This is a genomic window from Azospirillum soli, from assembly GCF_017876165.1.
GTDB classification, from domain to species: Bacteria; Pseudomonadota; Alphaproteobacteria; order Azospirillales; family Azospirillaceae; genus Azospirillum; species Azospirillum soli.
The window spans coordinates 179,562-190,561 of record NZ_JAGINQ010000014.1 but is presented as its reverse complement, the minus strand read 5'-3'; the positions used below and the strand labels follow the sequence as shown (position 1 = coordinate 190,561).

9 protein-coding genes and 1 rRNA gene are annotated in these 11,000 nt (G+C 68.7%); 1 reads left to right on the top strand and 9 read right to left on the bottom strand.

What is annotated here, in order from left to right:
• Window positions 1–97 (top strand): 23S ribosomal RNA (locus tag J2852_RS21205); the annotation flags it as partial.
• 130 nt (window positions 98–227) lie between these two features.
• On the opposite strand, the gene J2852_RS21200 is transcribed toward J2852_RS21205, so the two are convergent.
• From J2852_RS21200 to J2852_RS21160, 9 genes are all read right to left on the bottom strand, one after another.
• Window positions 228–1,334, bottom strand: coding sequence for a GNAT family protein (locus J2852_RS21200; protein ID WP_209879316.1), 1,107 nt, complete (start codon window positions 1,332–1,334; stop codon window positions 228–230).
• The gene (gene nadE, locus J2852_RS21195) at window positions 1,331–2,338 is read right to left on the bottom strand and encodes an NAD(+) synthase (protein WP_209879314.1); all 1,008 of its coding nucleotides are present in this window, start codon (window positions 2,336–2,338) and stop codon (window positions 1,331–1,333) included. The genes J2852_RS21200 and nadE overlap by 4 nt, the downstream gene beginning before the upstream one ends.
• Before the next feature lie 35 nt (window positions 2,339–2,373).
• Complete coding sequence (gene asnB, locus J2852_RS21190; RefSeq protein ID WP_209879312.1) at window positions 2,374–4,380, bottom strand: asparagine synthase (glutamine-hydrolyzing); 2,007 nt, start codon at window positions 4,378–4,380, stop codon at window positions 2,374–2,376.
• A gap of 56 nt (window positions 4,381–4,436) precedes the next feature.
• The gene (locus J2852_RS21185) at window positions 4,437–5,978 is read right to left on the bottom strand and encodes a class I adenylate-forming enzyme family protein (RefSeq protein ID WP_209879310.1); all 1,542 of its coding nucleotides are present in this window, start codon (window positions 5,976–5,978) and stop codon (window positions 4,437–4,439) included.
• 30 nt (window positions 5,979–6,008) lie between these two features.
• Window positions 6,009–6,302 carry an acyl carrier protein gene (locus J2852_RS21180; RefSeq protein ID WP_209879307.1) on the bottom strand — a complete coding sequence of 98 codons (294 nt, stop codon included), beginning with the start codon at window positions 6,300–6,302 and terminating at the stop codon, window positions 6,009–6,011.
• Window positions 6,303–6,658: 356 nt separating this feature from the next.
• Window positions 6,659–7,567, bottom strand: a complete 909-nt coding sequence (locus tag J2852_RS21175) for a polysaccharide deacetylase family protein (RefSeq protein ID WP_209879304.1) — start codon at window positions 7,565–7,567, stop codon at window positions 6,659–6,661.
• Between the two features lie 72 nt (window positions 7,568–7,639).
• A complete protein-coding gene (locus tag J2852_RS21170) occupies window positions 7,640–8,797 on the bottom strand; it encodes a glycosyltransferase family 4 protein (protein ID WP_209879301.1) in 1,158 nt (385 codons plus the stop codon).
• 17 nt (window positions 8,798–8,814) lie between these two features.
• Window positions 8,815–10,005: a glycosyltransferase family 4 protein gene (locus J2852_RS21165; protein ID WP_246499887.1), complete on the bottom strand. Its 1,191-nt coding sequence runs from the start codon at window positions 10,003–10,005 to the stop codon at window positions 8,815–8,817.
• A 13-nt stretch (window positions 10,006–10,018) separates the two neighbouring features.
• Complete coding sequence (locus tag J2852_RS21160) at window positions 10,019–10,951, bottom strand: glycosyltransferase family 2 protein (RefSeq protein WP_209879296.1); 933 nt, start codon at window positions 10,949–10,951, stop codon at window positions 10,019–10,021.
• Between the last annotated feature and the right edge of the window lie 49 nt (window positions 10,952–11,000).

Here is an 11,000-nt window from a genome sequence, read left to right as displayed (position 1 = left end):
TGAGAGCCGTGATAGACCATCACGTCGATAGGGGGCGTGTGGACCGGCGGCAACGCCCGAAGCTAAGCCCTACTAATCGCTCGATCGGCTTGATCTGCCGAACGTCGCGTACAGCGGTAAGCCGCTCACGCGCCGTGAAATGCATCCTCAAAAACTCGACCTTGCACGATCCCAAACAAAAAGGGCGTCCGCTGTGCGGACGCCCTTTTTGCGTTCCTAGCGACGCTTTACTCGCCCAGTTCCTTGAAGCCCATGTCACTGTCGGCGGTGGTGACGAACCAGTTCCGCGGATCGCCGAGCAACGGTGCCAACTCCTGCCGATCGGCGGCGACGCGGGCCATCATGCGGGTCGGCTGACGCAACCCGTTCTTCAGGCACAGGAAGCCCATCATCGACAGCGGCCGCGCCGCGTGATGATTCAGCGTCCGGCAGAGGAGGGCGGCCATCCGTTCCCGCCGGGCCTGCTCGACCATCAGCGCGAAGGCCGGCATCAGCCAACCCGGCCGGGCGAGATAGTCGCAGACCACACCGACGCTCTCCCCCCGCCAACGATCGACGCGAAGCACGATGTAGGCCATCAGCGTGTCGCGTTTGGTGACGAGGAAGCGGCGATGCCGCTGCGCCGTTGGGATGCTGTCGAAGCGCCAGTTCAGGAAGGCCCAGTCGCGCCGGGCGATGCAGGTGTGCTGGGGCGAGGCCGCCGCCCACAGCTCGTCGGCGCGCCGGTCGAAATGGTCCACCTCGGTCAGCCGTCCGCCGGCGGCGCGGGCCGCCGCGTAGTAGCCGAGCGAGGCCGTGGCCATCGCCGGCTGCCCCAGCCGCGCGACGATGCGGGCGAGCCCGCCGTCGTAGGGGCTGACGCGCAGGCAGCGCGGCGGATCCAGCACGCGCAGGAAGGTCGGGACATTGCCCAAGTCCAGCCAGCCGGCGCGCTTGTAGGACTTGTAGGCGGCGTCGGTCATGGACAGGGAGACGGTCGCTTCGCTGGCGGCCGCGTGGGTCTCCGACAGGCCAGGGCCGACGCCGCGCAGCCGCCATTCCGGGGCGACCATCAGGTCGATCGCCCAGGAGGCCCGGCGGATGTGGTCGCCGGTCTTCAGCGCGAAGGGAATGCCGGCCTGCTGGCCGACAATCCCACCGTTGCGCTTGCAGACCCACAGCTGCATCCCCTCGGGATCCCGCTCCGGCGGTTCCTCGAACAGCCATCGGAAATGGTCTTCCGACAGCTGGATCGAGTCCGCGCCGAAGTTGTCCCGTTGGAAGGCCTCCAGCGCGGGGCGGTCGCACGGCTCGTACCGTCCGACTCCCCGCTGCGTCCAGGCCATGACGGTCATGCGTCGCTCCCGTCGACCTCGACCGGCTGCACCAGCGCGGCGTGACGCAGGATGCGCCCCGAGGTGCGCCGCTTCAGCACGATGTCCTTGTAGACGCGGCGGACCTGCTCGGCCGACAGGTTCAGCGCCTGGGCCGCCTCGTCCTCTGGCACGCCGCGCCCGTGGGCGCACAGCGCCAGGTCCAGCTTGTCGTAGGGGAGGGCGTAGTAGAACTCCTCCTGCGACTGCGGCAGGGTGTAGGTGTCGGTGCTCGGCGCCTGGTTCTGGATGTCCTCCGGCAGGCCGAGGTAGGCCGCCATCTGGTAGACCTGGGACTTGTAGAGGTGGGCGATCGGCTTCAGGTCGGCCAGACCGTCGCCGCCGCGCACGAAGAAGCCCAGCTCATACTCCAGCCGGTTCGGCGTGCCGAGCACGGCGTAGTTCAGCCGGTCGGCGTGGGTGTATTCGACCGTCTTGCGGATGCGCTGCTTCAGGTTGGTGGCCGCGACCACGGCGAGGTAGACGTCCACCGGCATGCGGCTGGACTGCCGCTCGCCCTCCGGCGATTCCACGGTCATGGTGAAGTAGTTGACGCGGTCGGCGTCGAGCAGGCCGGCGGCCAGCCCGATCTTCTGCTTCCAGCCCGGCCCGTATTCGGGGAACAGACGGCGGATCGCCGTGTCGCGCCGGTCGTAGCAGCCGAGCGCGGTCAGCGGTGCCGTGATGTTCTCCATGATCGGTTCGATGCCCAGGCTCTCGCACAGCAGGCGGCCGCGCCGGGTGCTGTCGTCGGAGGATTCCTTTTCCGGCATCAGGATGGCCAGCACGCGGTCCGGACCCAGGGCCCGCACGGCGAGCGCCGCGCAGACCGAACTGTCGATGCCGCCGGACACGCCGAGGACGACGCCCTGGCGCTTCAGGTCATGCGCCACGATGCGCTGAATGGACTGTTCGATCTCCCGCGCGGCGGCCGCGCAGTCGAGCGAAAGAGCGTTGGCGTCGAACGGGTGGAGAGCGTTCAGCATGGCGTGAGGTATCCCGGTTCGCGGTTGTTGCACGTTCACTTGGTCGTATGGTCTTCAAGAATGTGGATGGGGGCGGACCCCAGCGTGACGCGGGCCGCTTGGGCACGGCTTGGCAATTCATCGAGGGTGTTGCGGGCGAGCATTTGCAGGGTCAGCACGCCGACCAGCGCCATTTCCTCGCGCTCGCCGGCCATGCGGCCCTCGCTTCGGTGGGCCTTGGCGGCCAGCGCGCCGACGGCGCCGGCATCGACGAGGCCGTAACGGTTCAGCGCCTCCTCCGACAGCAGGTCGCGGACGTAGGCGGGGGCCTCCGCGCCGAACAGCGCGGTCGTCATCGGCGCGCGGTAGGGGCGCTTCGGCCGGTGGAAGATCTCCTCCGGCAGCAGGCGCGCGGCAAGGCGGCGCAGCGCCAGCTTGTCGCGCAAGCCCAGCATCTTCACCCGGTCCGGCAGGGCGGAGCAGAGATCGTCCACCTCCGGATCGAGGAACGGGTAGCGGACCTCGATGCTGTTGGCCATGGCGACGCGGTCGCCCTGGCTGGTCAGCAGATAGGGGGACATGAAGGCGGCGATCTCCGTCCACTGGGTCCGGGCCAGCGGCGACCAGCGCGACCAGCCGGCCGGCAGATGGGCGGCGACGGCGGCCTCGAACACCTCGGCGTTGGCGGTGGCGCGAACGTCGGGGGCGAGCAGACGCTGCGTCCAGGCGGTGTTGGTCCAGCGGGTGCGGTGGGCGTAGAACGGGTCGTCCGTCTCCATCATCCCGCGCTTCCAGAAGGCCTGCCACAGCGGGCTGTCCTTCTGGCCGTTGACAGCGGCGAAGGGGTGGATGCGGGCCAGCAGCTTCGGCCGGGCCATCGAGTTCGGCTGCCGCGCCCAGAAGCGGCGGACCTTGTCCTCCTTGAAGATGTCGTAGCCGGCCAGCCACTCGTCCGCACCCTCGCCGGACAGAACGACGCGGATACCGCTGTCGCGCACGAGGCGGGAGAGCAGGAACAGCGGGGCGGGGGCGGTGCGGACCAGCGGGGCCTCGCCGTGCCAGATCACGTCGGGCAGCGCGTCCTGGATGTCGCGGGCGCCGCAGAGGATGTCGTGATGCTCGGTCCCGACATGGCCGGCGACGAGGCGCTGCTGCGGGGTCTCGTCGAAGGCCTGGTCGGCGAAGCGCACGCCGAAGCTGTGCATCCGCGTGGTGTCGAGCTTGGTCGCCAGCGCCGCGATGACCGAGCTGTCCAGGCCGCCGCTGATGTAGACGCCGACCGGCACGTCGGCGCGCAGCCGCAGGCGGATGGCGTCCAGCAGCTTTTCCTCAAGCCGGTCTGCCGCCTCGTCCAGCGAGATGTTCGCCAGGACCGGGTCGCCGGCCATGTCCGGCTGCCAATAGCGGTCCTCGTGCAGGCGCAGGTCGGCGTCGATGCGGATGGCGGTGGCGGGCGGAACGCTGTGCACACCGGCGAAGACGCTGCCGTGCGGGGTGACGCTCCAGTGCGTGAAGACCTGGGCGAGGCGCGCGGCGTCGAAGCGCGGCTCGATCCGGCCGCCGCCGAACAGGGCCTTGACCTCCGACGCGAAGGCCAGATGGTCGCCGCCGCGGGCGTAGAACAGCGGCAGGATGCCCAGCCGGTCGCGGACCAGCCACAGCTCCCGCTTCGCCGCGTCCCACAGTGCAATGGCGAACTGGCCGTTCAGCTTGGCCCAGGTGGCGGTGCCGTATTCCTCGAAGGCGTGGACGATGATCTCGGTGTCGGTCTGGGTGTAGAAGCGGTGGCCGCGCGCTTCCAGGTCGCGCCGCAGTTCGACATGGTTGAAGATCTCGCCGTTGAAGGAGATCCAGAGCGTCCGCTCCTCGTTGTGGATCGGCTGGAAGCCGCCGGCCAGACCGACGATGCTCAAGCGCGCATGCGCCAGCCCGATCCGGTCGTCACGGTAGAAGCCATAGCCGTCCGGGCCGCGATGCCCGATCATGGCGATCATGCGCTTCAACTCGTCCAGATCGGGCGCTTCGGCGCGCGGCCCGGCGAGGACACCGGCGACACCACACATGCGAAAGCTCTCCTGTGAAGGGGGCCTTGGGACGGGAAAAATCAGGCGACGTCGGCCTAGGCGATCTCGGCCAGCACGGCGCGCTTGATCTTTCCGGTTTCCGTCTTGGGCAGCTCGTCGCGGATCTCGACGAACTTCGGAACCAGATGGCTTTCCAGCCGGCCGCGGCAGTGCTGGCGCACCTGCGCTTCGGACAGGGTCGCCCCGGCGCGCGGCACGATGTAGGCCTTCACCGCCATGCCGTCGGCGGGGTCGGGCACGCCGACCACGGCGGCCTCGGCGATGGCCTCCAGCTCGTAGAGGGCATTTTCGACCTCCTTCGGGCTGACCTTCTCGCCACGGCACTTGAAGACGTCGTCCTTGCGGCTGACGAAGTACAGGTAACCGTCGGCGTCCATGGAGAAGAGGTCGCCGGTGTAGAGCAGCGTTTCGCCCAGCGGGCCGGTGCGCAGACGCTTGGCGGTCTCCTCCGGACGGTTCCAGTAGCCGCGCATCACGTTGGCGCCGCGCACCACCAGCTCACCGACCACGCCGGGGGCGGCGCGGTGGCCCAACTCGTCCACCACATAGGCCTCGCAGTTCGGGATGGCCCGGCCGACCGAGGCGGTTTTGGTGCCCAGATCCCTGGGGTCGAGATAGCAGATGCGGGTGCAGCACTCCGTCATGCCGTACATCGAATAGAAGGCGGCGTTGGGGAACTGCTCGCGCAGGCGGTTGATGTGGGCGGTCGGCAGCGGGGCCGCCGCGTTGGTCAGATAGCGCAGGGACGAGAGGTCGGCGGACTTCAGCGCCTCCAGCCCCAGCAGAGTGGAAAAGAAGGTCGGCACGCCCGGCAGGCCGGTGATGCGGTGCTTCACCATGCGGCCCAGCGTCTCCACCGGGAAGGCGAAGGAGCGTTCCAGCACGACCGTGAAGCCCACCCGCGCGCCGGTCAGCACCTGCGACAGCCCGTACCCGAAGGTCAGCGGCAGCACGCACATGACCACGTCGTCGGGCGTGTTCTCCAGATAGGTCGATATCGACCAGGTCGTGTTCACCATGTTGCCATGGCTCAGCATCACGCCCTTGGGGCGCCCGGTGGTGCCGGAGGTGTAGAGGATGGCGGCCAGGTCCTGATCGATCAGGCCGGGGTTGGTCGGCGCGCGGTGCGGGGCCGAAATCACGTCGGTGTAGGAGAGCCCGCCGGCCCCAGCCGGCACGGCGGGTCCAACCCACAACACGGTGACGAGATGGGGCGCCTCGCCGACCGCCGGCACCACCTGCCGGGCCAGCGCGGCGGGCGCGATCAGCGCCCGCACGTCGGCGTCGGTCAGGATGTAGGCCAGCTTGTCGGCCTTGGTGGACGGGTTCACGGGGACGTACACGGCGCCGGCCTTCAGCGCGCCGAACAGGCCGGTCACATACTCGATGGAGTTCTCCAGCATCACCGCCACGCGGTCGCCGCGCCCCACCCCGGCGGACTGGAGCGCGCGGGCGACGGCGTCGCTGTCGCGGTCCAGCTCGGCGAAGGTGACGCTGGCCTCACCCGCGACCAGCGCGGTGTGATCCCGCCGGCGGGCGGCGGTTTCGCTGAGGAACTGATGCACCAAGTGCGCCATGACGTGCCCCCCGTGTCCTAATCGTCCCGCTCAGGCCGCGTCCTTCAGGGCCTGCTTGCGCTCGACGTAGTTGGAGATGCGGGCGACCGACTCCAGGTTGTCGGCCACCATGTCTTCGTCCTCCACGACGATGCCGAAGCGCTCTTCCAGGAAGGCGACGACGTGCATGATGCCGGTGGAGTCGATGATCCCCGATTCCAGCAGGGACTCCGTGTTGTCGAAGCCGGAGTCGTTCCCCAGAAGGAAGTTCTCCACGATGAAGGTGCGGATCTCCTGCAGGACGGGGGCGCTCAGGGTCGTCTCGGTGGTGATGGCGGTCCGCATGTCGCTGGCAACTCCTGTGGGTTTGAACGTCGTTCCAAGACCGGCAGGTCGGGACGGATGGGCTCCGGCTCTCCGCCGCGTTACTCCGTAAGAACGCACTTTTTCTCAACGCTGTTTTGCCCGGTTCGAAAGACTTGAGCGTTGATCGTTCCGGTCTTTCGTGTGGCGTCCGGCAGCGCCGCTGTGCCTGTTACTCTTTATTGCATTGAATTGAAGCGTTTTCGAGAGAGCAAAGGACGGTTCGTTCTTGAAGTCATTGGCTAATCACTCAGGGGTGTTGTGACATTCCCGGGAGGCTTATATTGACTTTGGCGGCATGACTTTCGCCAAAGGTCGTAGAGTGTCGGAATAAGCTTTCACGCCGGGATCGGCTGCCCGGGGACGTCGGCCACCGGCTTCACGCCGGAACCGCCCTTCAGCTTGCGCAGCCAGGCCGGGATTCCCGTGACCTGCACCGACATCCAGGCGACCGAGGCATCGTCGGTGATGGGCACGGCCTTCAGGCGCAGCGGGTCGGTCTTTGCGCTGTTCCAGCCGGGTTCGATGGTCCGCGCGGTGCGGTAACCAGCGCGGCGGATCAGCTCCACCTCCCGCTCGCTGAAGTCGCCGTTGGGGAAGGCGAAGTGGCGGCAGGGCAGGCCGGTGGCCTCCTCCAGCTCGGTCTTGCAGAACACGATCTCGTCGGTGCAGCGGCGTTCGTCGCATTGCAGAAGGATCGGGTGCGTGCGCGTGTGAGCGCCATAGTCGAAGGTCTTCGCCATCCGGTGCACCTCGTCCCAGGTCAGGGACTGGCGCGTGCCGGCCTCCCGGTCCGGGTCGTTGCCGGCCTCGGCAAGGCGCCGCCGCCGCTCCGGGTCGGATACGCGCTTCAGCGTCTCGGTGCCGATGCGGTCGGCCGCCGGGGTCTTCCACCAGTAGGGGCGGGTGGTGCCGACGATGCGGCTGCACAGGTAGATGGTCGGGCGGACGCCGAACTCGCGGAACAGAGGCTCAAGCTTGGCGTTGTTCTTGTGCCCGTCGTCCAGGGTGATCACCAGCGGGTAGGGCGGCAGATCGCCCCAGCGGCCCGTCTCCATGGCGTCGGCGACCGCGTCCAGGGTGGTGAAGCTGTAGCGCTCGGTATACCAGGCGAGATGCTGGCGCAGGATGTCCGGATCGGGGTCGTGGTAGACGACGATGCTGACGCCCCGGCGTGCGAACAGAAAGCGCTGAAGCGCGCCGAATCCCGTCCATCGCACGATCCCTGCGGCTAAGGCTTGCTTCATGATCGAACGATCCCTTTTCGTGTTCGGCCATTGTGGAGCCGGCTGACGTTCAGGCGGTGGCGTGGACGGGGTTCAGCCCGACCGCGCGCTGCGCGCTCCGATGGAGGCGCCGCCCGTGGCGGAATGGGCCGCCGCCGGGGGCGCCGCCTCGGCCTGCCAGACGCGGGCGTTGCGCCGGTAGATCTCGATGATCCGCTCGCGGTAGACGGCGATGTCGAACTGCCGCTGGAAGCGGGCGCGGGCTCCGGCACCCAACTGCCGGCGCAGGTCCGGCGCGTCGATCACGCGGGCCAGTGCCGTGGCCAGCGCCTCGCGGTCGCCCGGCGGAACCAGCAGGCCGGTCTCGCCTTCGGCGATGGCGTCGCCGACGCTGCCGACCGGGGTGGCGACGATGGTCAGCCCGTGCGCCATGGCCTCCAGCACCGACATGGGCAGCCCCTCGAACATGGAGGGCTGGACCAGAACCTGGGCCTGCACCAGCTCCCGCCGGCAGCCGTCCTGGTCGAGCCAGCCGGTGAAGCGGACGCGGTCGGCGATGCCCAGCGCCTTGGCCTGGGCACGGTAGGTTTCCAGGTCGCCGTCGCCGGCGATGGTCAGCTGCCAGGGCTTGGAGCGGCAGGTCTCCGACGCCAGCGCGTCGAGCAGCACGTCGATGCCCTTCAGCTTGATCAGGCGGCCGAGGAACAGCAGGCGCACCGGCCCGGCATCGATGCGCGTGGGCAGCGCGTCCGGACCCGGCACGGCGTTGTGCAGCAGCGTCACCCGGCGGGCGGAATCGCCGAAGGTCTCCATCACCCAGCCGCGCCAGTATTCGCCCAGCACCACGATCTCGCTGGTCCGCGCGATCATCTTGCGGATCGCCCAGCGCGAGAAGGGGTGGGCGTCGGCGTAGTGCTTGGGGAAGCGTCCGCCGTGCAGGTGCAGGATGACCGGCACCCGGAACAGCGAGGCCAGCGCGATCAGGATGCCCTTGCGCAGCACGCTGCCGTATTCGGCCATGTGGATGTGCACCAGCTGGGCCTTGCCACCGGCGAAGCAGACGCCCAGCCGCAGCACGGCGGCCAGGAAATAGAAGGGCATCAGGAAGAATCTGGCGTTGGGACCGTAGGTGTCGATCACCTGGAACTGGACGTCAGGGCTGTTCTGCCGCAGGTCGGTCGTGAAGTTGTCCACGATCCGCCCCATGCCTCCCTTCTCGCGGGTGCCGCCTGGCGAGACGATGTAGATCATGTCTTCTCCTGGTCTTTCTATTGGCGGCTGGCGCGAGTGAGCGACGGCTTGACGGCCGCGGCGGGCGGTTCGGAGACATGCGCCGGACGCGCCCGCCGAGCCGCGCGGGGACGGTCCAGTTCGACGTAGAGTTCCTGAAGGCTGCGCCCGTAGGCCTCGATGACGAACTTCTCCAGGAACAGGCGCCGCCCTTCCTCCGACAGGCGTGTGTACAGCGCCGGATGCTGGGCGAGGTCGGTGACCGCCTCGGCCAGGGCCTCGGCGTCGTTGACCGGGATGATGCGGGCGGTCTCCCGGTCGGTCAGAACCTCGGGGATGGAGCCGACCGGCGTGGTCACCACCGGCAGGCCGGCCGACAGCGCCTCCAGGATCACCATCGGCAGCCCTTCGTGGGTCGAGGGCAGAAGCAGCATGTCGTGCGAGCGGATGAAGCCGTGCGCCTGTTCGCGCGACACCCAGCCGAGGAAGCTGCACTCCTCGTCCACGCCCAGCGATTGCGCCAGCTCGCGGTAGCCCTCGACGTCGCCGCCGCCGCCGATGGTGACGCGGAAGCGGAAGCCCTTCTGCTTCAGCAGCCGGCAGGCGCGCAGCATGGTGCCGATGCCCTTGCGCTCCGACAGGTTGGCGAGCACCAGCAGCGACACGACCGCCCCGGTGGGCGGCGCCTCGCGGACGGGCAGGTCGGCGCCGATGTCCGGCACGGCGTTGTAGAGGACGCGGATCTTGTGCGGATCGGTGCCGACCGTCTGCACCAGGAAGTCGCGCCAGCTCTCGCCCAGCACGACGGCGACCTCGCAATGGTTGAACAGCCAGCGGCAGATGAAGCGGGACAGGGCGCTCTTGTGGAAATACTCCACGAAGGTGGCGCCGTGCAGATGCACCACGGTCGGGCAGGAGAACAGGTCGGCCAGCACCTGCACCACCGCCTTGCGCCAGAAGCTTCCGTGCTCCGACACGTTGATGTGGACGATCGACGCCTTTCCGCGCAGCAGCAGCGCGGCCAGCCGCGCCAGCGTGCCGGTCAGGTAGAAGGGCGACATCAGCACGCTGCCGCTGCCCCGCGTGTCCAGCACGATGGTGTCGGGCGCGGTGGGCGAGGTGCTGAACTGATCGACGATGTATCCGGTCATCCGCCCGATGCCGCCGCCGCCGTCGAGGGCGCCAGGCGTCGCGAAGACGACACAGGTCCGGGATCGATTCTTCGTCATGGACCCCATTTCCTCAAGCGGCACCGGGAGCGGAGAAGATGGCCTGACGCAGCCGGCGCCGCAGCCCGACGGGCATCAGCGAGTGCATCAGGAAGGTGGCCAGCGCGACCGGGGTCGGCGCCCCGTCCCGCATGGCGGAAGCCAGGATGCGCCGGCGCACCGCCGGGGTCCGCGCCGCCTGCTCGCCGCCGGTCGCCTGCAGCAGCAGGCTGGCGTAGGCGCGCGGGGACAGCAGCGGGCGCATCGACTCCGCCCAGTTCAGCGCCAGGTCGATGTTGTGGCAGGTGGACAGGGTGACGCGGTTGTTTTCGGTGTAGTGGACGGCCAGAACCTCCGGCACGGTGATCAGGGCGCAGCCCTCGACCCGGCCGCAGGTGATCAGCCATTCCCAGTCGTCAAAGGGCGACTTCGGAATCGGGTTGCGCAGCAGCAAAGCCTTGGGCGCCAGCAGCGTGGTGGTCGGCGCGAAGGTCTCGCCCTTGAACAGGCCGCGCCGGACGAAGAGGTAGTCGCCGATGGCGTCGCGCGGGCCGGCCAGCCGGCGCGGCCAGGCGAAGTCGCCGCGCGCGGTCACCACCTTGCAGCGGCAGCTCATGATCGGGTAGCGCACGCCAGCCGGGCGGGCGGCCATCTGGATGGCGATCTTCTCGTCCATCCACTCGTCGTCGTCGTCGAGGAAGGCGATCCAATCGCCCTTGGCGCGCTCCACGCCAAGGTTGCGGGCTCCGGCGGCGCCGCGGTTCTGCTCCAGCGCGATCACCGTCAGCCGGGGATCGGTGACGCCGGCGAGATGCGCCGACGTGGCCGGGTCGGGGCCGTCGATGACGACGATCACCTCCAGGGCCTTGTGGGTTTGCGCCAACGCGCTCTGCACCGCCCGCATCACCATGTCGGGCCGGTTGCGCGTCGGGATGACGACTGTGACCATCTCTTGCGAGGACGTCATGACAATGCCTTCTGTCGCGACGGGAATTGGGCGGAAATGCGGGGTTCGG